The following is a 24,668-nucleotide window of genomic DNA, read 5'->3' as shown; positions in this document are numbered from 1 at the left end:
ATAAAAAAGGCTAACAGATAAAGTTAGCCTTTAATGAAAATTGACAGATTGGGACTATTTAGTTTTATTTAATGTTGATGATAACTCTTTCACCCATTGGGTAAAATCATCGCCCAATGTATCGTGTTGAATTCCATATTCGACAAAAGCTTTCATGTAACCTAATTTATTTCCACAGTCATGGCTTTTACCACATAAGTGGTAGGCCTCAACGGGCTCATTATTTTCCATCATTAAAGCAATTGCATCCGTTAATTGAATTTCATCGCCAGCACCTGGGGCGGTTTTTGCTAATGCATCCCAAATTTTCGCTGATAATACATAACGACCAACTATGGATAAATTAGATGGCGCTTCATCTTTTTTGGGTTTTTCAACCATACGTAAAATCTTTTTACTGTCGCCTGGTTGAAGATTTTCACCATTACAATCCACGATACCGTAATTAGAAACTTCATCTTCAGGAACGGGTTCAACTAAAATTTGGCTGGCCCCAGAATCCTCAAAATGTTCAAGCATCTCACGCAAATTAAACTTGGTTAAATCTGTACTATAGCGGTCTAAAATCACATCAGGTAAAATGACAGCAAATGGCTCTTCACCAACCAGAGGTTTAGCACATAAAATTGCATGACCTAACCCTTTTGCAATTCCTTGGCGCGTTTGCATAATCGTGACATGACTTGGGCAAATAGATTGGACTTCATCCAATAATTGACGTTTAACACGAGCTTCTAAAATAGCCTCTAACTCAAAGCTTGTATCAAAATGGTTTTCAATTGAGTTTTTAGAAGAGTGTGTAACAAGAACAATCTCATTAATACCCGCAGCAATACATTCATTGACAACATATTGAATCAACGGCTTATCAACGATTGGTAGCATCTCTTTAGGGATAGCTTTCGTTGCAGGCAGCATCCTTGTTCCTAATCCCGCAACAGGGATCACCGCTTTACGCACCTTACGCTGTGTCATTTTATACTCCAGAAAATTTCGATACACCTTTGCCTCATTTTACAAAGAAGTGGATGAGGCCTTTTAAGTGCGCAGAAGTATATCAGGAATTGTTAATGAATAAATAGCGATGAGTCTTATTGAGTTTATTTAGTCCTTGATTATAACTCTTTTTAAGATAACGCTAATTTTCAGGATTAAACATAAGTTTTATTTTCTGGCTATTATTACGAATTAAACACTGCCAAGCCGTTCCTTTTATTTCTAAATGATTTGGATGGTAGAATTTTAGAGCGCCCAATGGAATGCTTCTGTCCAATTTAAAATGAGATTTTTCTGTAGTCACTTGTGCCTCTAAGCCTGCGCTTGCCATAATAATGGCTTTATTTTGGGTATTAAAATACCCAAGAAGTAAAGGAAAATGGCCAGTAAATCCTGAGTCTTCTAGTAAATGATTTATCTGGTTAATAATTTTATTAATATTCGGTAATTTTTTATCTGGATAGCTCACTGCATTTTTCAATAAATCGTTAAATACCACCCGGATCAAAAATGCGGCCATAATCCCCTCTTGTGCAGAGCGCTCGGTATCAATGCAATAGAAACCGATTTGACTCTCTGAAATTGGTGCTAAATCTAACAGCAAGCCAAATCGATTGGCTTCATTCAATTGGCGATAATTAATTCGGTAACCATTAACAATTTGGTGCACTGGTGGCTGCAATTGCTTTAAGACTGTTAACATATCTTGCGTATTACTTTGCATCAATGCAGCAATGTGGTGTATTTCATCACCAACCTGAGCACTAAGGTTATCTTCCTCAGGATAAAGCGCAGACAAAATCGTGATTTTGACTTCATCTAAATTCTTAATAGGTTTGAGCAAAGCATCCTTAGCACCAAGACGAAACATGCGGTCAAGTTGGGTAAAATCTGTCGTTGCAGAAATAACAATCACTGGTGTGTTGATATTCCTAGCAACTAATTCACGCATGAAGTCTTCCCCATTCATTACTGGCATATTAAGATCACAAAGAATAATATCAGGTTCAATTTTCGCAACCGTCAACATCTCAATAGCTTGTTGACCATTGCTCGCGGTATAGATCTCTATCTCCAAACTTTCTAAGTAAGTTTTCAAGATAGTACAGAAGGTGATTTCGTCTTCTATTATCAATATTTTTCTATTTTTCATTTGATACCTACCGCAATGACCCTGTTTAATTAACAATACTATTATTCATATTATAAAATCATTTTTCACCTATCATTTGAGTATAGTGATTTTTCAATCTTCTACTTATTTTTATTGAGAGTATTATGTATCAACAAGAAGAAAGTAAGTGCCATTGTGGCAGCAAAGCACAATTTGAACATTGTTGTGCTCCATTCTTGCGTAGTGAAGCAACCCCAGAGACGCCTGAGCAGCTTATGCGCTCGCGTTATAGTGCCTATGTACTGCATAACGCTAATTATCTTATTGAAACATGGCATCCTGATTGCAATGCACAAAATTGGCAGCAAGAAATCACAAATAGCTTCGAACAAACACAATGGTTAGGGCTCCGTGTTATTAGTTCTTCTTATGCTAAAAATCCCGATGAAGGTTATGTCGAATTTTCGGCTTGCTTTATTGATGAAAAAGCTGATCATAAACAGCTTATTCATGAACGTTCCCGCTTTATTCGTTTGAATTCGCGTTGGTATTATCTCGATGGTATTACCCCCAAAGTTGGACGTAACGACTTGTGTCCCTGCGGTTCTGGCAAAAAATATAAAAAATGCTGTGACCAAAACTAATACTTTTCGTTATAAACACTATTTACCTACATGAGTTCATTGCGCCGTATGTTATTTGCCTAAAAAAGGCTCTGTTAGTTAAGGATTAGACAGTTTCATGCAACACAAAATTGTACAAAAAAAAATCCTCAGGACCATTTGCCCTGATGCGAAAGGATTAATCGCAAAAATCACCAATATTTGTTACAAGCACCAACTCAATATTGTGCAAAATAATGAATTTGTAGATCACCATACGGGCCGTTTTTTTATGCGTACCGAACTTGAAGGCATTTTTAATGATGAAACCCTTCTCGCTGATCTTGATGATGCGCTACCCGTTGGTTCAAAACGTGAGCTGAATGCTTCTGGTCGTCGTCGTATTGTCATCATGGTGACTAAAGAAGCGCATTGTTTAGGTGATTTATTAATGAAGAGTGCTTACGATGGGCTAGATGTCGAAATCGCAGCCGTTATTGGTAATCACGACACATTGAAAAACTTAGTTGAACAGTTTGGTATTCCATTCCATCATATTAGCCATGAAGGCTTAACTCGTGAACAACACGATGAAAAAATGACGGCGCAGATTGATCAGTATCAGCCTGATTATGTGGTGCTTGCAAAATATATGCGTGTTTTGACACCTGAGTTTGTCCAGCATTACCCTAACCAAATCATTAATATTCATCATTCCTTTTTACCTGCTTTTATTGGTGCTCGCCCTTACCACCAAGCCTATGAGCGTGGTGTGAAGATTATTGGCGCCACAGCGCACTTTGTGAATGACAACTTGGATGAAGGCCCTATAATCACGCAGAACGTGATTAACGTTGACCATACATTCACAGCGGATGATATGATGCGTGCTGGCCGTGATGTCGAAAAAAATGTCCTAAGCCATGCGCTGTATTGGGTTTTAGCGCAACGTGTATTTGTATATGGCAACCGTACTATCATTTTATAAACAAATACACGCAAGCCCTTTTTAGTCGTAATTTGTTGTATTTACAAGCATTGAGAACAAAAAAACAGCAAACGAATGTTTTATTGGAAATTAATGCTTTACAGCGGCGCGTCATTTGATATGATGCCGCCCGCTGTGAACGATTACAGCAATTCAAAATCTGGTGGGATACCCAAGCGGCCAAAGGGAGCAGACTGTAAATCTGCCGTCACAGACTTCGAAGGTTCGAATCCTTCTCCCACCACCATCTAAAGAGATTCAACACCCAATTTATCAACAACCCCCATAAAACGATTTAATACACTTGAATGTGCCTTTGACTTATAAACATAACATTCGCTCTGCCCCAATAATTTATTCAATGATATATATATTAATGACTTATCGATTAATTCTTCTTCAGGATAGTGATCTATAATGCCAATAAAATCACCATCTTGAATAAAACTCTGGCAACAACCAATATTATCCATTTGCCTCACACTCACTTTATTATCGAGCGTTTCAATCTTTTCGAGTAAATCACTCATCAGTGAACTTTTATAAAATGCAGGATCACAAAGCCACGTACTTTCTTGTAATAGTGCGACAAGGTCATGATTAAATTTTTCATAAAGTTCTTTACGACAATAAATACCCAATGGGGAATTTTCTATTTTTTTTTGTAATGAAAACCGTTCACTGACAACTTGTTCAGAACTTAAAATGAGTGTGTTACCATCATAATCAACTATTTCATCTACCTCATCATAGTTAAACCTTAATATATTCACTTGTACATTATTTTTATGAGCTGCTTGATAAAGATTAATCAAATGATTTTCCTTTCCCCAGTCATAATAAATATTCGCTTCATTGACAATATAACCTGAAAAGTGTTTTTTAGTGATTTCCTTCTCCTGCAAATAAAGATCTCTAAGATCATTATAAAGTTCCTGGCCATCCTTAGTTAATGTCATTCCAAATTTTTCTCGTTTAAAAAGCCGTTTACCTAAGCTTGTTTCGAAGTCCTTGATAGACTTAGCGATAGGAGGCGTCGTTCGGTTCATCACTCTCGCAGCTTTACTTAACGAGCCATTCTCAACAACCGCCATAAACGCCTCTAATTTTCTTGAAAAGAACATATCTATGACCCCATTCTATTTATTAATATGTTAATCAACAAAATTATTATCCAGTAGATAATAAGTTGATTATCCCATAACCAAAATCATTCAATAAAAAATAAAATTTAATTTTTTATTGAATGAGTAACAATATTTCATAAAAGTATTTTTATAATTTCCAACATAGCAAAGCAATATATTATACTGTTTCTTTTGATTATTTTTTATGCCACCACTATTAAATCACATTAAAATACAAATAACCAATTGACTTTAAATGAAATTAACGATGGTTATTTTAAATAATTAATAACCATTTTTTAATCATCAACCATAAATTTATATTACAGATAATTTAATCATATATAATAAATTATAAATAATTAAATATATCCTTATTTATTTTTATTATAGCTACCGGCTATTGTTACTTTGATAGTTTTTTTTAATTAATTATTATTTTGTATGAGCATTAGGCAGTAATCGGTATCATATGGGTTACAGTGACGGTTGCATCTGATAGAATTAGCGATAGGAATACTAAAAATAGGTGATAAAAAATTCATGAAATTCATATCGTTTAACATTAATGGTCTTCGTGCTCGCCCGCATCAACTTGCCGCCATCATCGAAAAACATCAACCAGAGGTCATCGGCTTACAAGAAACCAAAGTGCATGATGATATGTTTCCATATGAAGAGGTTAGCAAGCTCGGTTATCATGTTTTTTATCACGGCCAAAAAGCGCACTATGGTGTTGCTCTCCTTACTAAAAATGAGCCTATTGCAGTTCGTAAAGGCTTCCCAACCGATGATGATGAAGCCCAACGTCGAATTATTATGGCTGATATTCAAACAGAGCGTGGCTTACTCACTGTTGTTAATGGTTACTTCCCTCAAGGTGAGAGCCGTGACCACCCAACAAAATTTCCAGCAAAAGAAAAGTTTTACCGTGACTTACAAAATTATGTTACCTCAACACAAACTGCGGATTCCCAATTGCTAATTATGGGTGATATGAATATCAGTCCAACAGACTTGGATATTGGTATTGGCGATATCAACCGTAAGCGTTGGTTAAAAACAGGTAAATGTTCATTTTTACCTGAAGAGCGCGAATGGTTAGATAAACTCCTAGGCTGGGGCTTAGTTGATACATACCGCGCTAAAAACCCCGACGTTGATGACTGCTATTCATGGTTTGATTACCGTTCAAAAGGTTTTGATGATAACCGAGGTTTACGCATCGATTTATTGCTGGCATCAAATAAGCTGGCTGAGCGCTGTATTGCAACCGGTATTGACTATGAAATCCGTGGAATGGAAAAACCGTCTGACCACGCTCCTGTTTGGTCCGAGTTCGACTTAAGTAAATAGCTGGTACCCCATATATAAAAAGGCACTCATTTGAGTGCCTTTTTCGGTTTGGTTAATCTGATTTCTTTTTCGTTTTCTTTGTAGTTTTAGTGCTTTTCTTACCACCCTTACTTGGTGCCGGTGGTAGCTCTCGAAAAGCGCGTAAATTAGTGGATTGGCGAGCATAATGAATAAGTTGCATCAATGTTTCACTCAGCGGATGCATAAAATCATCATACCGAGTTTGCTTTTCACTGATTTGAGTCAAAACAGACTCCCAGTGCGCTGTCATATCAGGCAAAGTCGCCATATCAGGCAACACATGAATTAAGGCTCTTCCTGCGGGCGATGAATGAATATAACGCCCTTTTTTATACAGAAACTGGCGTTTAAACAAGAGATCGATGATCCCTGCTCGAGTTGCTTCTGTTCCCAAACCGTCTGTTTCTCGCAATACTTTTTTTAATGCTTTATCTTGAACAAATCTGGCAATACCCGTCATAGCAGATAATAAAGTGGCGTCAGTAAAAGGCCTCGGTGGCTGAGTTTGCCTTTCAACTACTTCCCCTTTTTCGCACAAAAGCGCATCATCTTTAGCAACAACAGGCAACGGCATACCATCATTTTCAGCATCACGCTCTTTGCCACCTAAAACAACTCGCCAACCTGCTTCAGCCAAGAATCTCGCTTTGGCAATAAATTTACCATTTTCAATTTCCAGTTCAATCGTACATTTGCGAAAAACTGCATCAGACATAAATTGGATAATATATTGGCGTGCAATTAACTGATAAATATTACTTTCATTTTCCGTTAATTTTACAGAGGTCGTTTTTGCCGTAGGAATGATGGCGTGGTGAGCATCGACTTTTTTGTCATCCCAACAACGATTTTTCTTATCTAATTCAGGTAGTTCAAATTCAGTAAGATCGGGCTGATGAACCGCAATCGCATTTAATACGCTATGCCGACCCGCAAAGTGTTCATCCGGTAAATAACGGCTATCCGAACGCGGATAAGTGATCAATTTGTGGGTTTCATATAAACGTTGGCAAATATCCAACACTTCTTGAGCACTTAACGCATATTTTTTGGCGGCTTCAATTTGCAGTGCTGATAATGAAAAAGGCAGTGGTGCAATTTCAGACTCACGCTTATCTTGATACAGCGTGACAATTGCGGGTTTTCCTTCAATTCGGGAAACCACATGCTCAGCAAGCGGCCGATGAAATAAACGCCCTTCTTCATCCTGATAATCAATGCAAGACTCGCTCGGTTGCCAAGTCGCCACAAAGCGTTCATCTTTTGGGGTGACAATGTGCGCTTTCACTTCAAAAAAGTCTTTAGGCACAAAGTTTTCTATTTCTTCATCACGCCTTACCACCAGCCCTAATACTGGAGTTTGTACGCGACCAACCGAAAGAACGCCTTGATAGCCACCACGCTGCCCAAGTAACGTATAAGCGCGAGTCATATTAATGCCATACAGCCAATCGGCTCTTGCTCTGGCAAGGGCAGAAACACACAGTGGAATAAACTCACGGTTTTCCCTTAACCGCTCAATAGCACGCTCTACCGCTTGAGGGTTAAGGTCGTTGATAAGGCAACGTTTTACTGTTTTTCGTTTTTCTGCATCAAGTTTTAGATAATCGAGCACTTCATCCACCAGCAACTGTCCCTCTCTATCAGGGTCTCCTGCATGGATAACGACAGTTGCTTGTTTGAGTAGTGCTTCGATGGTTTTCAGCTGTTTGGTTACTGAGGGGCGTGGTTTTAACTGCCACTTTTCGGGAATAATCGGCAAGTCTTGTAAATTCCAACGCGCATAGCGAGGCTCATAAGCATCGGGCTCAGCCTGTTCAAGAAGGTGACCAATGCACCATGTGACCGTTTGACCATCACCACATTTTATAAAGCCATCCCCTCGTTGATGAGGTTTTGGCAATACATCGGCAATCGCCCTAGCGAGACTCGGTTTTTCCGCAATAAACAAACGCATGAATTAATCTATCACTTCAACTAATGGGACATTGTCCTGATGGGGTAATAATTTTCCGATAGACTGTAACAAAACACCTTGCTGCTGTGCAATCTCTTTAATTTTAGCAACTTCTGACGGTTTTACAGCAATCAACAGCCCACCCGAGGTTTGCGGGTCACACAATAACTGGCGCTGCATATCACTCATAGGGCCAATAAGATGACCATAACTATCAAAGTTGCGTGATGTTCCACCTGGGACACACCCTGCTTCAATGTATTTTTCAACATCGGCTAATTTTGGCACTTTTGTAAACGAAATTTGAGCTCGAACCCCAGACCCTTCGCAAATCTCGCTTAAGTGACCAAGTAAACCAAAACCCGTCACATCCGTCATTGCCGTGACGCCTTCAATCGGAGCAATCACTGCGCCGAGTTTATTTAGCTGGCACATAGTTTCTGCGGCTAGGTGCTGATGCTCTTCTTTGAGCAAGCCTTTTTTCTCAGCGGTCGTTAATACGCCAATACCCAGTGGTTTTGTTAAAAATAGCTCACAATCCGCGGTTGCAGCGCTGTTTTTCTTCACATATTCCGTGTTCACGACGCCAGTGACAGCCAAACCAAAAATAGGCTCAGGCGCATCAATAGAGTGTCCACCTGCAAGGGAAATCCCTGCATCTGCACAAGCTGCGCGACCACCTTCAATCACTTCACGTGCAACCTCAGGAGGCAATTTGGCGATCGGCCATCCTAAAATCGCAATCGCCATAATCGGCTTGCCACCCATAGCAAAAATATCGCTAATGGCATTGGTTGCCGCAATGCGCCCAAATTCAAATGGGGAGTCAACGATAGGCATAAAGAAATCTGTGGTACTGATGATCCCAATACCATTACCTAAATCGTAAACGGCGGCATCATCTTTAGTTTCATTCCCAACCAGCAAATGTGGGTCATGAAATTTGGCTTGTTCTGTATGCAGGATTTGCTCTAACACTTTCGGGGCAATTTTACAGCCGCAACCCGCACCGTGACTGTACTGCGTTAATCTAATTTTCTCAGTCATTACTGTTCCCTTAAAAATGTGTGATAAAACCGTCCATATCTGGGGTTTGGACTTTTGTTGGTGCTTTAAGTTCTGGCGTACCTAAATAAAGAAAACCAACGATACGGTCATTTTCTTCGCAGCCTAACCCTGCACGTACAACGGCATCTTCTGTCCATGAGCCTGAACGCCAAATCCCACCAAAACCTTGTGCAACCGCTGCCATTTGCATTGCTTGAACCGTGCAACTCGCTGCAACGAGTTGTTCCCATTGTGGCACTTTAGGATGATCTTTAATTTTCGCAATCACCGTAATAATTAATGGTGCTCGAAAAGGGGCATTACGCGCTTTTTCTTCGACTTCTGCGCCTAACTCACCTTCAATCGCTGCTTTTTCAAGCAATTGACTAAAGCGTTTAATGCCATCATCCTGCATGATAACAAAATGCCAAGGGCGTAACGCACCGTGATCTGGCGCTCTCATGCCAGCCGCAAGAATGTTGTTGAGTTCTTCGCCTTGTGGCGCAGGTGTAGTGAGTCTGGAAGCTGAACGACGGTTCAACAAAAGGGTTAAAGCATCCATATTTGTCTCCGATTAAGAGTAGACTGATTTGATAATCATTCAATCAGGTAATTATACCCACACAACCTATTGTTATAGTAAGCTTATCGTTAAACTGTGACTCTGCTTGCCGATTAACGTGAGTTGCATTAATTAGATTATTAATTCATTGAATTATATCATTTGTCATGAGTGAAAAATATCATTGTGACATTGTATATCGCGCATAACAGATTTGTTATGCATAAAAAATGATTCATTAGTAAATAACTGTATTGCTAATGAGTGAATTAGAAAGCAGTATCCAAATATAATTTGCAGCTCAAATCAGTGGCAAACAACTGAAGCCAACACCCTTGTGGTGCAAAATATACAGGATAGGAGAAAAAATGCGTCAACTATGGGACATCCTCGCCACCATCTTTAAAATCAGTTGGAAGGCACTTAACTTTATTCGGGAATTCGTTTTTAACGCAATTTTCCTTGTGCTGTTCTTTATTGTGATTGGGTCTTTTGCCCTTTATCAATCAGAATCTGAGCCTGAAAAAAATTACTATGGTGCGTTGTATGTTGACTTACAAGGTGTCGTCGTTGACCAAGTTTCTGCGCCAGACCCATTTGGGCGTATGAGCCGTGAGTTATTAGGCACCTCAAATAACCGAATGCAAGAAAACTCCCTATTCGATATCGTCGACACCATTCGCACCGCCGCCGATGATGACCGTATTACAGGGATGGTTTTGCGCCTTGATAACTTAGTGGGAGCGGATCAGCCTTCCCTCGCTTATATCGGCAAAGCGATTGCACAATTTAAGAGTAAGGGTAAACAAGTTTACGCAGTAGGCAGCCATTTTTCTCAACCTCAATATTACCTTGCAACCTTTGCCGATGATATTTACCTTACCCCGCAAGGCTCCGTTGGCTTATACGGCTTCGCGACAAACAGTATTTACTACAAATCTCTGTTAGAAAAACTGAAAATTAGCAGTCATATTTTCCGTGTCGGAACGTATAAATCTGCGGTTGAACCAATGATGCGTGATGACATGTCCCCTGAAGCGCGTCTTGCGAACCAGCAATGGTTAAATGCGTTGTGGAACAATTATTTGGATGCGTTAGCAGCTAACCGTAAAATGACGAGTTCACAAATTTTCCCTGGTGCAGATGCTATTCTTAGCCAGCTACGTGCAGTCAAAGGGGACAGCGCTCAATACGCATTAAAACAGAAATTGGTGGATAAAATTTATACCAATGAGCAAGTCGAAGAGCTTCTCAGCAAGCATTTTGGTTGGAATAAAGATGCTAAGCAATTCAATAATATCAGTATCTATGATTACTCTGCGAAAATTGCCGACACCACCACAAACCAAGGTGGTAATATTGCGGTGATCATGGTGCAAGGCGCGATTATGGATGGCCCTCAAACACCGGGTATTGCTGGTGGTGACACCATTGCAGCACAAATACGTGATGCTCGCCTTGATGACAATATCAAAGCCATTGTCCTACGTGTGAATAGCCCAGGAGGAAGCGTTAGCGCATCTGACCTTATTCGCAGCGAATTAGCCTCTGCCCATGCCGCAGGCAAACCCGTTGTAGTTTCTATGGGTGGCATGGCAGCATCTGGTGGTTACTGGGTTTCCACACCTGCGGACTATATTATTGCGAGCCCAAGTACACTAACTGGCTCAATTGGTATCTTTGGCGTGATCAATACCTTTGAAAAATCATTGGATTCTATTGGGGTATACACTGATGGGGTTTCCACCTCACCACTGGCTGATATTTCCATCACGAAAGGGATCAACCCACAATTTGCCGATATGATGCAAATTACCATTGAAAATGGTTATGACACCTTTATTAATCTTGTCGCAAAATCACGAAATAAAACCCCTGAGCAAATTGATAAAATTGCCCAAGGCCGTGTTTGGATTGGACAAGATGCACTAAAAATTGGCCTTGTCGACCAGCTAGGCGATTTTGATGATGCCGTGGATAAAGCCGCAGAATTGGCTAAACTGTCTGATGTACAACTAGATTGGATGAAGCCAGAGTTATCCTTTATGGACCAGCTACTGCTTGAGTTAACCAGTAATGTCCAAGCAACAATGCCTGATGTTCTGCAGATATTTTTACCACCCGCGGTTGCGACTGATATTCGTCAACAAGCTCAATTTTTCTTGAAAATGAATGATCCACAAAACCGTTATGCATTTTGCTTAAATTGCGCTGAAATTAATTGATTTTCATCCCCTCTCGCTTATGGGAGGGGATTTCTCTCACAAGACACTCAAATTACCTCATTTCAATCTGCAAATTCGTAATTTAACGATAGTAATACACGCGTAATTACGTCAAAATTCAGATAATTATTTTCATTTCTCCATGCGCGAATAAATTAGGTAATCAAATGCAGAAGAAATCTATTTATGTCGTCTATACGGGCGGTACCATTGGCATGCGCCACTCACCACAAGGTTACATCCCAGTTTCTGGCCATTTACAAGCGCAATTGGCTCAAATGCCTGAATTTCACCGCCCAGAAATGCCTGAATTCACTATCCGTGAGCACCAACCGTTAATTGACTCTTCTGATATCACACCTGAAGATTGGCAACTCATAGCCGATGATATTCGCTTAAACTATGCGCTATATGATGGTTTTGTTATTTTACATGGCACAGACACCATGGCGTTCACGGCCTCTGCACTTTCTTTTATGTTTGAGAACTTAAAGAAACCGATTATCGTGACAGGGTCACAAATACCACTGGAAGCGTTACGTTCTGATGGGCAAACTAACCTATTGAATGCATTGTATTTAGCTGCGAATTACCCGATTAATGAGGTCGGGCTATTTTTCAATAATAAATTGTACCGAGGTAATCGCACAGTCAAAGCTCACGCAGACGGTTTCGATGCCTTTAGCTCGCCAAACTGCTCGCCGTTGATGGAAGCCGGCATTCATATTCGCGCTTTCAATGCTTGCCCTGCACCTATTGGTGTGGGTGAATTCAAAACTCACCGCATTACCCCTCAACCTATTGGCGTTGTCACACTCTACCCAGGTTTATCGATTGAGATTGTCCGTAATATTCTTCAGCAGCCCGTCAAAGCATTAATTCTGCGTTCTTATGGTGTTGGGAATGCCCCGCAGCAGCCTGAATTACTGCGTATTCTACGTGAAGCTACAAATCGTGGGATTATTGTCGTCAACCTAACACAGTGCATCTCAGGACGTGTAAATATGGAAGGCTACGCCACAGGGCATGCTCTCGCGGAATCAGGGGTAATTAGCGGTTATGACATGACTTTTGAAGCGGCGTTGAGTAAATTACATTACTTACTAAGTCAAAATTACACACCTGCGCTGATCCGCGAATTAATGCAAAATAATTTACGCGGTGAATTGAGCTACGCTGATGAATAACTGAGGAAATGATGAAAACGGCCTTATTGCTAGTCGATTTACAAAATGATTTCTGTACAGGCGGCTCGCTCGCCGTGAATGAAAGTGAACACGTTATAGACGTGGCCAATAAAGCAGTCACGGTTTGCCAACAAAAAGACATCACCGTCATTGCGAGTCAAGATTGGCACCCTGCGGAGCATTTAAGCTTTGCTGAAAATTCAGGTACACAAGTTGGCGATATTGGTGAACTTAATGGATTGCCGCAAGTATGGTGGCCTGTACATTGTGTTCAAGGCGGAAAAGGTGCAGATTTTCATCCCCGATTAAATACACAAGCTATCCAGGAAACGTTTACCAAAGGCGAAGACCCGCAAGTTGATAGCTATAGTGCTTTCTTTGATAACGACAAAGTGAGTCAAACACGCTTACATGCATGGCTACAAACTCAAGAGATCAATCACTTAATTATTATGGGGATTGCGACCGATTATTGCGTTAAATTTACGGTGCTTGATGCCTTAAATTTGGGCTACAGCGTCGATGTGTTAGTGGATGGCTGTCGTGGTGTTAATTTAACCGCTAATGACAGCCAGAATGCGTTAATCGAAATGGAACAGCAAGGTGCAAAACTTATCACCTTAGATGATATTGCCTAATCGAGCATTCACCTCGGCGATGTTTTCTCCTGTTCAACCTTCCGTGAGAAAACATTGCCATTTCAAATACCATTGAAAATAATACCGTTTTAAATCACTCGTTATTTTGCGGTTTGAGTGTAGCTAACATTTCCCCTTGGAACATCGTTTTGAGCTCTTGCTTGCTCTTCATGGTGATCTCACCGTTTGTCCCTACCGTCATATGCTCCGGATTATGGTTGTTGCGTGATTGCCACAGCATCACCATCTGCAAGCTATGTTCTTTTTGCTCCGCGGTTAAAGGAACCCCATCAGGCCATTTACCTAGCTCAACGGCAGTAACGAGGCGCTCATAAATCTCTGGGGTCATCACTGCAAGTAATTGCTCAATATATTTTGGGTCAACTTCTACGCTCACGGCACCGCTCCTTCGAAAATGTAAACTGACTTTTAGTTAAACTGCTTTTTTATTTTTAGCTGAATCGTTATTGCTCGCGAAGGCTGAACACAAAAAATGGACTTCAGCACCCTTCAGCTGCCTATCCACGGGTCTTCTCACCTGATTCTTCATCCAAAAAGCTTAAGGATGCTGAATTAATACAGTAACGTTGCCCTGTTGGCATAGGGCCATCTGGAAACACATGCCCTAAGTGTGCATCGCAATTTTGACAGCGAACTTCAATGCGGTGCATTCCATGAGAGAAATCTTCAATGTATTTGATGGCATGATCATTCACTGCTTCATAGAAGCTCGGCCACCCACAACCTGCATCAAATTTGGTCTCAGACATAAATAAAGGTGTACCACAGCACAGGCATTCATACACACCCTCTTTACGGTTATGCAATAATTGACCACTGAATGGCGGTTCAGTGCCTGCTTGCTGTGTAACATAGCGCTGCATCTCATTTAAATCTGAAATATCAACGTGTTGTTTATCTTTATGTGACATGACTTACCCACGTATTTAAATAGTTTGTTTGGTTGATGACTATCATACTGCATTTTTTAGCAACAAAAAATTAACAACAATATTTATAAAACTATTCTAAACTAAGAAGCATCTTACTTTCCGTTTTGATTTGTGAAGCGTATCACATATATCACTGATAGATGGTTTCATTATGCCGTACAATCCCGATAATACGTGCGGCTGTATTTGCCGCTGAAATGGCTGACAAATAAGCAGTTAGTGGTATCAGAATTGATTTTTTTCAATAATTGACACGATTCCGCTTGACGGCTGGCAAGGTTTTGGTAACTTTAACTACAACTTAATTCACGAATAAATAGCTGGTGGAAATACTATGACTATCAAAGTAGGTATTAATGGTTTTGGTCGTATTGGCCGTATCGTTTTCCGTGCTGCACAAGAGCGTTCTGATATCGAAATCGTTGCTATCAACGACCTGCTCGATGCAGAATACATGGCTTACATGCTGAAATACGATTCAACTCACGGTCGTTTCAACGGTACTGTTGAAGTTAAAGATGGTCACCTAGTTGTAAACGGTAAAAAAATCCGTGTTACTGCAGAAAAAGATCCTGCAAACCTGAAATGGAACGAAGTCGGTGTTGACGTAGTTGCTGAAGCGACAGGTATCTTCCTGACTGATGAAACTGCACGTAAACACATCCAAGCAGGCGCGAAAAAAGTTGTTCTGACTGGTCCTTCTAAAGATGACACCCCAATGTTCGTTATGGGCGTTAACCACAAAGCTTACGCAGGTCAAGAAATCGTTTCTAACGCATCTTGCACAACTAACTGCTTAGCTCCACTGGCTAAAGTTATCAACGACAAATTCGGTATCGTTGAAGGTCTGATGACCACTGTTCACGCAACAACTGCAACTCAGAAAACTGTTGATGGCCCTTCTCACAAAGACTGGCGTGGTGGTCGTGGTGCTGCTCAAAACATCATCCCATCTTCAACTGGTGCTGCTAAAGCTGTAGGTAAAGTTATTCCTGAGCTGAATGGCAAACTGACTGGTATGTCTTTCCGTGTTCCTACTCCAAACGTTTCAGTTGTTGACTTAACTGTTCGTCTGGAAAAACCAGCAACTTACGCACAAATCTGTGACGCTATCAAAGAAGCTGCTGCAGGCGAGCTGAAAGGTGTTCTGGGTTACACTGAAGATGACGTTGTATCAACTGACTTCAACGGTGAAAAACTGACTTCTGTGTTTGATGCTAAAGCGGGTATCGCACTGAACGATAACTTTGTTAAATTAGTTTCTTGGTATGACAACGAAACTGGTTACTCAAACAAAGTATTAGACCTGATTGCTCACATCTCTAAATAAGAGCTGTTAAGTAATTAGTCTGACTGAGCCGCCTATTGGCGGCTCTTTTGTATCATATCGAATACTGCATCAACATTTTTACTCACTTCATTTATCTTTAATCCATTATTCGATACTGTATAAACATGCTTTTCGTAAAATTTAAGATAAGTGCCAAACATCGCACAAATCTGCCACACGCAAAACGTATAATGCGTATTAATTCTGTCTCCACTAACACAGGCCGATACCATGCACGAAAAAATTTTTGCTCTACCCGTCATTAAACAACTTTCTGCCTATATCACCCAACGTCAATTAGGTGACTTGCCACTGATTGTGGTTTCTCACCCAAAAGTGCGTGGTGCAGTGAGTCTACAAGGCGCTCATCTCATTGATTGGCAGCCTGCTGGGCAAAAACCTTGCCTCTGGTTAAGCTCTGAAAGTGCGTTTAAAGACGGTGTGGCTATCCGCGGTGGTATTCCTATCTGTTGGCCATGGTTTGGCCCTGTAGCAAGCCCTAGTCACGGATTTGCACGTATTTTACCTTGGCAGTTTACTGCCCATAATGAACATGATGATGGCGTGATTTTAACTTTCACGCTCACCGACACAGAATATACCCGTAAACTATGGCCCCATGAGTTCACCTTGATTTTGCGAATGAAACTCGGTGAAACTTGCGAGCTTGAGCTCGAAAGTTACGGTGATTTTGAAACGACAGCGGCATTGCACACTTATTTCAATATCAGTGATATTCATAAAGCCACTGTTTATGGCCTTGGTGGTCATTATTTCGATAAAGTCGCCGATAAAGAAGCGCATGAGTCTGAACCGTTAAAATTCAATAAACATACTGACCGCATCTATTCAGAACCTGAAGAGTACAGCCTACTACGCGATGATGGCTGGAACCGCACGATTGAACTGCATCATTACCATAACAGTGATGTGGTGTGCTGGAACCCTTGGGCGGAATTATCATGCAGTATGCAAGACATGCCGAATAATGGTTATAAACAAATGGTCTGTGTTGAAACGGCCAGTATTAATGTGCCAATGAAAAGTGATGCGCAGCACCCTGCTCGCCTATCTTTAGTGATGGTGAGCCGCGATAATAAACCGCAAGATTGATATTGAGATAAAATAAAACCCCAGTAGGATCACCCTCTGGGGTTATATGATTGTTAACTACCCATTAGAATGTGTAAGTTACACCCGTCCACATAATCGCAGAAACGGATTTGTTAACCATTGGGCTATCTTTAACTTCACTTGGCAGACGGTCAACACGCCCCATCGCAAATACAGTCCAATTTTCGTCGAAACGGTAGTTACCTGTGACTTCCATATACGGCGTCCAGCTTGAGCCTGGGTTATAGCGTTTTAAACCACTGTTACGGGATTCTTTTGAAGAAACACCATATTCATAACGGTTTTGGTTTTTGCTATCCCATTTGATACCCAAGCCCGGTGTGATTGACCATTTGTCACCTTCGAAACCATACAGGTACGCAAACTCACCACGAATACCGTTGCTGATCCCAAGGATATCCCCTGAAATATTGGTGCGCAGTGTTCCCCAGTCGGCTTTATGGCGATAAGTTAAACCTGTCATGACGGTATCACGGCGGCGGTCTAATTCACGCATCGCTTTGTCATCATTGTCTTTAGGTTTGAAAAATTGTGGGTAATAGAATGCATCTAAAGACAGTTGATCTTGCGTGTCATTCCACAGGTAGTATCCCGCCGCTAATGTATGAAAGTAAAAATTTTCACTGTCATAATTTACAATGGGTACGGGTGTAATGTAATCACGCGACTTGATACCTTTATACGGCGTAGATTGTGCCAATACTGAGCCACCAACAGACCATGTTCCCGCTAAAGCAGCACTAGATAACACGCTCAACGTCACAGCAAGTGTGGTTAATTTAATTGTTTTAGACATATTTAAACCTAAAAATAATGAGAAATGGATCAACGCTATATGTTATATCAATATAGTAAGATTCCCAATATTCATAATCTAAATCACATTTAAAGCTAAATCTGTGAAATTATTTACAGCATTGGTTAACAATTATTCTACGCTTTTTTCGTAACGAACAGGAACTCTTTTTGCAAGGGCACACATTAATTCATAGCCGATTGTCCCCGCGGCTTGTGCCACGTCATCTACGGGTAGGTTTTGCCCCCACAATTCGACTTTTGTACCTAACTTCACATCGTCACAGTGGGTAATATCAATCGTCAGCATATCCATAGAAACTGCACCGAGTAAACCACAGCGTATTCCATTGCACCAAACGGGCGTACCGTTCGGTGCATGGCGAGGATAACCATCCGCGTATCCACATGCCACTGTCGCAATACGCATAGGTTTTGATGAGGTAAATCGGCTACCGTAGCCAATTGACTCACCAGCCGCAATATCGTGTATCGCTATCACTTCTGATTGCAGCGTCATCGCGGCTTTTAGCGAGTATTGACGAATATCTGCTGATTTACCACTTGGCGATGCGCCATACAGTAATATCCCCGTCCGTATCCAATCATATTGCGTATCTTTATGCCAAAGTGTCGCACCCGAATTCGCAATACAAGTTTGTAGAGACAAGTGGCTAAATTGCTTAATTTGTTCAAATGGTTCAGCAACCCCTGTATGCGTATCTGAATTAGCAAAGTGACTCATTAATGTTACTGAGGCAACATTTGACATACCCGCCAGCCGTTGAACAACCACTTGATACTCTGCGGCAGTAAAACCTAAACGATTCATTCCACTATTGAGTTTTACATACACCGAAATTGGAGAAGATAGTTGTGCATTTTCAATGGCATAAAGTTGCCATTCACTGTGTACACTGGTGGTTAAATGATACTGGTCGATTGCGCCTAAATCTTGTGGCTGAAAAAAACCTTCAAGCAATAATATTGGCCCTTCCCAACCTTCTTCACGCAACAAAATAGCTTCTTGAAGATCTAACACCGCAAAGCCATCAGTCGCTTTCAGGGCAGGCCAAATATGTTTAATACCATGACCATAACCATCCGCCTTCATGACTGACCATATTTTTGCTGGCCCAGAGTGCTGACGCACAACGGATAAATTATGTTGTAAGTTGTCTAAATGAATAACGGCACTAATTGGGCGTGGCATCTTAATTCCTTAAATACATGTCTATTTTTATGTCAGCACATTGATTATCTAACCTAAATAAATTAACGCGCGGGGTTCAAATGCCCACCTGCCACTAATTTCGTATTAAACCCATCTAAATACCGTGATACTGATAAATCATCAGAGGCAATATCAGGTGTATTTCCTGAAATTAAATCTGCCAGCAATTTGCCCGCACCGCATGCCATCGTCCAACCTAATGTGCCGTGCCCCGTATTCAAATACAAGTTGCTATACGCGGTTGGCCCGACAATGGGTGTACCATCCGGTGTCATTGGTCTGAGACCTGTCCAAAATTGCGCTTGAGCAATATCGCCACCACCTTGATACAAATCTTGTACCACCATTTTCAGTGTTTCACAGCGTTTTTTCAGAACCTCTAAATTAAAACCGACCACTTCTGCCATCCCGCCGACACGTATGCGTTCATCAAAGCGTGTCACTGCAATTTTATAGGTTTCATCTAAAATGGTGGAGGCTGGTGCTCTTTTGGGGTCAATAATTGGCATCGTCAACGAGTAGCCTTTAAGTGGGTAGACAGGGATTTTAACCAGTTTTTGCAATATTGCTGTGGAATAAGACCCCATAGCAACCACATATCGGTCCGCTTGCAGAATTTGGCCATCAATAAGTACACCACTCACACGCTGCCCTTGCGTTAAGATGTGTTCAACTTGCACACCAAATTGGAATTTTACCCCTGCATTTCTTGCCATCTGCGCCAACTTCTTGGTGAATTGCTGGCAGTCACCCGTTTCATCATTCGGTAAACGCAATCCACCTGTTAATTTGTGCTTCACAAATTCGAGCGCAGGCTCCGCTTTCACCAATTCGTCAGAGGTTAATAGCTCATACGGCACACCCTCTTGTTGTAACACAGCGATATCGTTCGCAGCATTATCAAATTGCTTTGCAGTGCGAAACAGTTGCAGCGTACCCCCTTGGCGCTCCTCATAATGAATTCCGATATCATGTCTAAGTTCACGCATGCAGTCGCGGCTATATTCAGCAATACGAACCATTCGGCTTTTGTTCATTGCGTAATGCTGGATATCACAATTTTTGAGCATTTGCCACATCCAACGCAGCTGGAACAACGACCCATCTGGGCGGATCGCCAGTGGTGCATGCTTTTCAAACATCCACTTCACGGCTTTCAAGGGAATTCCTGGGGCACCCCATGGCGTTGCATACCCGGGTGAAACTTGCCCTGCATTACCTGCACTGGTTTCTTCAGCAACATCGTGTTGCCTATCCACAACAATGACTTCATGGCCCTCTTGCGCCAAATACCATGCTGTTGTCACACCAATAACACCCGCACCTAACACTAGAATTTTCATAGAGCCCTCAGCCGCAAAATGATGATTTATTCATTAGAATAATATTCTAGTATTCTTTTGCCAATGCAGTGAATTAACACTTTTAACAATTCAGATAAAAAATTCAATTATTGTCACAATATATTTACAAAATAGATTTTTATTCTGATGGGTACAATTGAATGTTTTTATTTAAACCTTATTTATCAATTAATTACATTAAAACAAAAACAATCTAGGAAGTTAACGTGATGTTTTTTAGTAGAATCTATCAAATAACTAGAACTTACTCTTGATTACATCTACATTCACCAAACCTTATCTTCATGATATTATATATTGCAAAATACAAAATTAACAGTTTATTGCTTTATTAAACACTTTATGTCGATTGTTATATCGCACATTATCAGTAAGAGCTGATAAAACGAGAGACTTAGAATGACTCGCAATAAAAAAGCCAGCAATCATCGTTGAATGCTGGCTTTAAGCATTGAAACTTTAATTAGCGGATATGCGCTAAATCAGATGGCATATTGCCTTGCATGGAGTGCCAAATTAGGCCACTTTCCTTACCGTAATTACGCACACACTCCATAATACGGTCATAAGCTTGCTCACGGCACAGGTGACTCAATTGCTGATAAAAGCTTAACGCTAAACGCCTTGCTTCAGGGTTGGAAAAGTAATACCGGCCAACGCGCGTGTATAAACCTCTTAACCCATTAATAATCAACCCATAAATTGGGTTACCTGACGCGAAAGCAAGGCCACGGAAAATGTTATAATCCAAATCGCTAAATGCATCTGAATTGTCTTCCACTTTTTCTCTGCCCGCTAATACTTCTAAAGACTTTTCTGGGTTGTTCCGAAATGCTGTTCGGATAAAAATCGCGGCAATATTTGTCCGTACCGCCAGTAAATTATCAATCAGTTGTGGAACTCTATCGTGATCTAATCGGGCGAGTGTTTCTAAAATATTTAACCCCGACGTTTCCCAATAGTTATTCACCTTAGTTGGCTTACCATGTTGGATGGTTAACCAACCATCACGAGCCAGACGCTGTAACACCTCACGTAAGGTAGTGCGTGTTACACCAATTAACTCAGACAGTTCGCGCTCAGCGGGCAAGATTGAACCTGGTGGGAAACGGTTGTTCCATATACTTTCAATAATGTACTCTTCCGCAAAACCTGCCGGGCTTTGAGCTTTAATAACCATATTTTTATTATTCCAAACCTTTTAAACGGATATTGGGGAAAGCATACCAGATTGTCGTCTTCTGATATAGTTAGACTCAAAATAAAGAGTGAAGCAAATCATAGAATTTCCATATAATTCATACATTATCAATTAGCAAATAGACTTAAAATTCTTAAAAGATAAGAGTAGTATGTTGTGGAACGTGAAATAACATCCAATAAGAGGATAACGAACCATAATGGATTTTAGTTTAAAAAGTGCATTTTTGAAAAACTTTCTGGGTAATTCCCCCGATTGGTACAAACTTGCCATTATTATATTCCTGATAATCAACCCAATTGTTTTCTATTTTGCCAGCCCATTTGTCGCGGGATGGCTATTGGTGATTGAATTTATATTCACACTCGCAATGGCATTAAAGTGCTACCCATTGCAACCCGGTGGCTTACTCGCTATCGAAGCAGTGCTTATTGGCATGACAAGCCCTGCGCAGATTTCCCATGAAATTAGTAACAACCTTGAAGTGGTTTTACTGCTGATCTTTATGGTCGCAGGCATCTACTTCATGAAGCAGCTTTTGTTATTTGTTTTTACCAAATTACTGATAAACGTCCGTTCTAAACGAATTCTGTCATTAGCTTTTTGCTTAGCAAGTGCGTTTTTGTCTGCTTTTTTAGATGCGTTAACCGTTATAGCTGTCGTGATCAGCGTTTCAATTGGTTTCTATTCTATTTATCACCAGTATGCCTCAAATCAGCACAGTGATATTGACCTGCAAAATGATGGGTTTATCGATAGCTGCGAGAAAAAACAAACGTTAGAGCAATTCCGTGCATTTTTACGTAGCTTAATGATGCATGCAGGGATTGGTACGGCACTGGGTGGCGTGATGACCATGGTCGGTGAGCCGCAAAATTTAATCATCGCAAAGCATGTTAATTGGGATTTCATCACATTCTACATACGTATGGCACCAGTCACAATCCCAGTTTTTCTATGTGGTTTAATCGTTTGTTTTCTCGTCGAAAAATTCAAATTGTTTGGTTATGGTGCCGAACTGCCAGATAGTGTTCGCCAAATTTTAACCGACCATGACAAAAAAATGACAGCAAAGCGCACGAAAAAGGAACAAGCACAGTTATGGGTACAAGGGTTAATTGGTATTTGGCTAATAGTCGCCTTAGCGTTCCACTTGGCTGAAGTTGGGCTTATCGGTTTATCCGTGATTGTATTAGCCACTGCATTTTGTGGTATTACTGAAGAACACGCACTGGGTAAAGCGTTTGAAGAAGCACTCCCATTCACTGCATTATTAACGGTCTTTTTCAGTATCGTAGCCGTGATTATTGACCAACAGTTATTCACGCCTTTTATCCAGTTTGTATTACAGTCATCTGAATCTTCTCAGCCATCACTATTTTACCTGTTTAACGGGTTATTATCCGCGGTCTCTGATAACGTCTTTGTAGGCACTGTATATATCACTGAAGCCATGAAAGCGGCAAACGAAGGGCTTGTTTCACCAGAGCAATACCAATTCCTTGCGGTTGCTATCAATACAGGGACAAACCTCCCATCCGTTGCAACACCGAATGGGCAAGCGGCATTCTTATTCTTACTAACCTCCGCACTCTCGCCATTGATTCGTTTATCATATGGTCGCATGGTTTGGATGGCTCTGCCTTATACTATTGTCATGACCATTGTGGGCTTATTAGGTGTTGAATACTGGCTCGTACCAGTAACTTATTGGATGGAATCCATCGGTTTGATTACGTTTGGATAGGGATTATACTCAACATCAATCAGGCGTTTTATCAGCGCCTGATTGTAATGTTAGGTAAAACCTAACTCGAAATGGCATTTATTTTGCTTTAGGCGCTTTTTTTATCAGGCAGATAGGGGCAAAATGTGCGCATCACTCAATTAGGATATCTCAAGTATGTTCCGATTTTTTAACTACTGCTCACAAGGACGAGGCGCATGGCTATTGATGGCCTTTACAGCCTTTATGTTAGAGTGTGCGGCATTATATTTTCAACATGTTATGAAGCTACAACCTTGTGTAATGTGTATTTATGAACGCGTTGCATTGCTAGGTGTTATGTTTGCAGGCTTAATTGGTGCGATCGCCCCCCGAAATGTCATTATCCGCTGGGTAGCTATTGTTGTTTGGATTTACGCTGCATGGCGTGGTTTAGATCTTGCATGGGAACATACCATGCTGCAACTTTACCCTTCTCCATTTGCTTCTTGTGATTTCTTTGTCAACTTCCCAGATTGGTTGCCATTACAAGAATGGGTGCCTGCGATGTTCGAAGCAACGGGTGACTGCTCAGTTAGGCAGTGGGCATTTTTAGGCCTTGATATGCCGCAGTGGTTGATTGGTATTTTTGCTGCTTATATTTTAGTGGCAGTTATTGTGTTAATTAGCCAATTTTTCCCTGCTAAAAAGTCATTTTAATCACAAACGAATTCACTAAATGCAAAAAGCCCCTAATTGAAGGGGCTTTTCTTTTATAATGCTGGAATAAATATTAAATACAGGCACCACTTTGTATCGCATTTGCGGCACAACGTCTACCATTGGCAAATTGGCAAACTGCCGTTTTATCGCCATTTAATTCAAGTGTTAACGCAGGTAATCCCCCCGCAGAAACACAAGCCTCTTGGATCCCAGGTCCTAAATTAACCACTTGCTTTGCATACTGAACTGCAGAGTTATCAACGGTTTTATTCACTTCTGAGCTTCCACAAGCCGATAACATCACTGACATTACACCCGCCACAGCAACTGCCATCACAGGTTTTAATAACTGGCTGACCTTTCGCCCCATGCTCTTTCTCTCCTATAAAACCGCTGTCATCCCTTGCAC

At 40.9% G+C, this 24,668-nt stretch carries 23 protein-coding genes and 1 tRNA gene; 11 read left to right on the top strand and 13 right to left on the bottom strand.

The window, feature by feature from the left end; genetic code table 11:
* Positions 1-54: 54 nt before the first annotated feature.
* Both galU and rssB read right to left on the bottom strand, forming a co-directional pair.
* A complete protein-coding gene (galU, locus tag J6836_RS06175) occupies positions 55-975 on the bottom strand; it encodes a UTP--glucose-1-phosphate uridylyltransferase GalU (RefSeq protein WP_219247731.1) in 921 nt (306 codons plus the stop codon).
* Positions 976-1,138: 163 nt separating this feature from the next.
* Entirely contained in the window at positions 1,139-2,149 is a 1,011-nt protein-coding gene (rssB, locus tag J6836_RS06170) for a two-component system response regulator RssB (RefSeq protein ID WP_219247730.1), read from the bottom strand.
* 125 nt (positions 2,150-2,274) lie between these two features.
* Between rssB and J6836_RS06165 the strand changes: the two genes are divergently transcribed.
* The 3 genes from J6836_RS06165 (at position 2,275) to J6836_RS06155 (ending at position 3,947) form a co-directional block, all read left to right on the top strand.
* Positions 2,275-2,754, top strand: coding sequence for a YchJ family protein (locus J6836_RS06165; RefSeq protein WP_219247728.1), 480 nt, complete (start codon positions 2,275-2,277; stop codon positions 2,752-2,754).
* Between the two features lie 97 nt (positions 2,755-2,851).
* On the top strand, positions 2,852-3,700 hold the full coding sequence (purU, locus tag J6836_RS06160; RefSeq protein WP_219247726.1) for a formyltetrahydrofolate deformylase: 849 nt from the start codon (positions 2,852-2,854) through the stop codon (positions 3,698-3,700).
* A 162-nt stretch (positions 3,701-3,862) separates the two neighbouring features.
* Positions 3,863-3,947 (top strand) — tRNA-Tyr (locus J6836_RS06155).
* Position 3,948: 1 nt separating this feature from the next.
* On the opposite strand, the gene J6836_RS06150 is transcribed toward J6836_RS06155, so the two are convergent.
* The gene (locus J6836_RS06150; protein WP_219247724.1) at positions 3,949-4,824 is read right to left on the bottom strand and encodes a LysR family transcriptional regulator; all 876 of its coding nucleotides are present in this window, start codon (positions 4,822-4,824) and stop codon (positions 3,949-3,951) included.
* Between the two features lie 546 nt (positions 4,825-5,370).
* Between J6836_RS06150 and xthA the strand changes: the two genes are divergently transcribed.
* On the top strand, positions 5,371-6,183 hold the full coding sequence (gene xthA, locus J6836_RS06145; protein ID WP_219247723.1) for an exodeoxyribonuclease III: 813 nt from the start codon (positions 5,371-5,373) through the stop codon (positions 6,181-6,183).
* 52 nt (positions 6,184-6,235) lie between these two features.
* On the opposite strand, the gene J6836_RS06140 is transcribed toward xthA, so the two are convergent.
* The 3 genes from J6836_RS06140 to J6836_RS06130 are packed head-to-tail and all read right to left on the bottom strand — an operon-like array spanning position 6,236 to position 9,770.
* Complete coding sequence (locus J6836_RS06140) at positions 6,236-8,161, bottom strand: DNA topoisomerase III (RefSeq protein WP_219247721.1); 1,926 nt, start codon at positions 8,159-8,161, stop codon at positions 6,236-6,238.
* A 3-nt stretch (positions 8,162-8,164) separates the two neighbouring features.
* Positions 8,165-9,208 (bottom strand): selenide, water dikinase SelD, encoded by a 1,044-nt coding sequence (gene selD / locus J6836_RS06135; RefSeq protein ID WP_219247719.1) that lies wholly within the window; start codon positions 9,206-9,208, stop codon positions 8,165-8,167.
* A 10-nt stretch (positions 9,209-9,218) separates the two neighbouring features.
* Positions 9,219-9,770, bottom strand: a complete 552-nt coding sequence (locus J6836_RS06130; protein WP_219247718.1) for an NAD(P)H nitroreductase — start codon at positions 9,768-9,770, stop codon at positions 9,219-9,221.
* Between the two features lie 368 nt (positions 9,771-10,138).
* Here J6836_RS06130 and sppA point away from each other — a divergent pair, with 368 nt between their 5' ends.
* The 3 genes from sppA to pncA all read left to right on the top strand — a co-directional run bounded on the left by sppA (position 10,139) and on the right by pncA (position 13,820).
* Complete coding sequence (sppA, locus tag J6836_RS06125; RefSeq protein WP_219247716.1) at positions 10,139-11,995, top strand: signal peptide peptidase SppA; 1,857 nt, start codon at positions 10,139-10,141, stop codon at positions 11,993-11,995.
* A gap of 167 nt (positions 11,996-12,162) precedes the next feature.
* Complete coding sequence (ansA, locus tag J6836_RS06120) at positions 12,163-13,182, top strand: asparaginase (RefSeq protein WP_219247714.1); 1,020 nt, start codon at positions 12,163-12,165, stop codon at positions 13,180-13,182.
* Between the two features lie 11 nt (positions 13,183-13,193).
* Positions 13,194-13,820, top strand: coding sequence for a bifunctional nicotinamidase/pyrazinamidase (gene pncA / locus J6836_RS06115; protein ID WP_219249411.1), 627 nt, complete (start codon positions 13,194-13,196; stop codon positions 13,818-13,820).
* A gap of 94 nt (positions 13,821-13,914) precedes the next feature.
* Here pncA and J6836_RS06110 read toward each other — a convergent pair whose 3' ends face one another.
* On the bottom strand, positions 13,915-14,169 hold the full coding sequence (locus J6836_RS06110) for a YeaC family protein (RefSeq protein ID WP_255586399.1): 255 nt from the start codon (positions 14,167-14,169) through the stop codon (positions 13,915-13,917).
* Between the two features lie 169 nt (positions 14,170-14,338).
* A complete protein-coding gene (msrB, locus tag J6836_RS06105; protein WP_219247708.1) occupies positions 14,339-14,752 on the bottom strand; it encodes a peptide-methionine (R)-S-oxide reductase MsrB in 414 nt (137 codons plus the stop codon).
* Between the two features lie 355 nt (positions 14,753-15,107).
* Between msrB and gapA the strand changes: the two genes are divergently transcribed.
* A complete protein-coding gene (gene gapA, locus J6836_RS06100) occupies positions 15,108-16,103 on the top strand; it encodes a glyceraldehyde-3-phosphate dehydrogenase (protein WP_004254049.1) in 996 nt (331 codons plus the stop codon).
* 231 nt (positions 16,104-16,334) lie between these two features.
* Positions 16,335-17,216: a D-hexose-6-phosphate mutarotase gene (locus J6836_RS06095; protein WP_219247706.1), complete on the top strand. Its 882-nt coding sequence runs from the start codon at positions 16,335-16,337 to the stop codon at positions 17,214-17,216.
* Between the two features lie 64 nt (positions 17,217-17,280).
* On the opposite strand, the gene J6836_RS06090 is transcribed toward J6836_RS06095, so the two are convergent.
* The 4 genes from J6836_RS06090 to fadR all read right to left on the bottom strand — a co-directional run bounded on the left by J6836_RS06090 (position 17,281) and on the right by fadR (position 21,810).
* The gene (locus J6836_RS06090) at positions 17,281-18,033 is read right to left on the bottom strand and encodes a MipA/OmpV family protein (protein ID WP_219247704.1); all 753 of its coding nucleotides are present in this window, start codon (positions 18,031-18,033) and stop codon (positions 17,281-17,283) included.
* 132 nt (positions 18,034-18,165) lie between these two features.
* Complete coding sequence (gene alr, locus J6836_RS06085; protein ID WP_219247702.1) at positions 18,166-19,245, bottom strand: alanine racemase; 1,080 nt, start codon at positions 19,243-19,245, stop codon at positions 18,166-18,168.
* 62 nt (positions 19,246-19,307) lie between these two features.
* Positions 19,308-20,609 carry a D-amino acid dehydrogenase gene (locus tag J6836_RS06080; protein ID WP_219247700.1) on the bottom strand — a complete coding sequence of 434 codons (1,302 nt, stop codon included), beginning with the start codon at positions 20,607-20,609 and terminating at the stop codon, positions 19,308-19,310.
* Between the two features lie 484 nt (positions 20,610-21,093).
* Positions 21,094-21,810: a fatty acid metabolism transcriptional regulator FadR gene (gene fadR / locus J6836_RS06075; protein WP_047756875.1), complete on the bottom strand. Its 717-nt coding sequence runs from the start codon at positions 21,808-21,810 to the stop codon at positions 21,094-21,096.
* Between the two features lie 220 nt (positions 21,811-22,030).
* Here fadR and nhaB point away from each other — a divergent pair, with 220 nt between their 5' ends.
* Together nhaB and dsbB are read left to right on the top strand one after the other, a co-directional pair.
* Positions 22,031-23,578 (top strand): sodium/proton antiporter NhaB, encoded by a 1,548-nt coding sequence (gene nhaB / locus J6836_RS06070; protein WP_219247699.1) that lies wholly within the window; start codon positions 22,031-22,033, stop codon positions 23,576-23,578.
* Positions 23,579-23,734: 156 nt separating this feature from the next.
* Positions 23,735-24,256 (top strand): disulfide bond formation protein DsbB, encoded by a 522-nt coding sequence (gene dsbB, locus J6836_RS06065; protein ID WP_219247697.1) that lies wholly within the window; start codon positions 23,735-23,737, stop codon positions 24,254-24,256.
* A gap of 73 nt (positions 24,257-24,329) precedes the next feature.
* Here dsbB and J6836_RS06060 read toward each other — a convergent pair whose 3' ends face one another.
* Positions 24,330-24,629 (bottom strand): DUF333 domain-containing protein, encoded by a 300-nt coding sequence (locus tag J6836_RS06060; protein ID WP_219247695.1) that lies wholly within the window; start codon positions 24,627-24,629, stop codon positions 24,330-24,332.
* Positions 24,630-24,668 lie beyond the last annotated feature (39 nt).

The sequence above is a fragment of the Providencia sp. R33 genome, assembly GCF_019343475.1.
GTDB lineage: Bacteria > Pseudomonadota > Gammaproteobacteria > Enterobacterales > Enterobacteriaceae > Providencia.
This window is presented reverse-complemented; position numbering and strand designations above follow the sequence as displayed.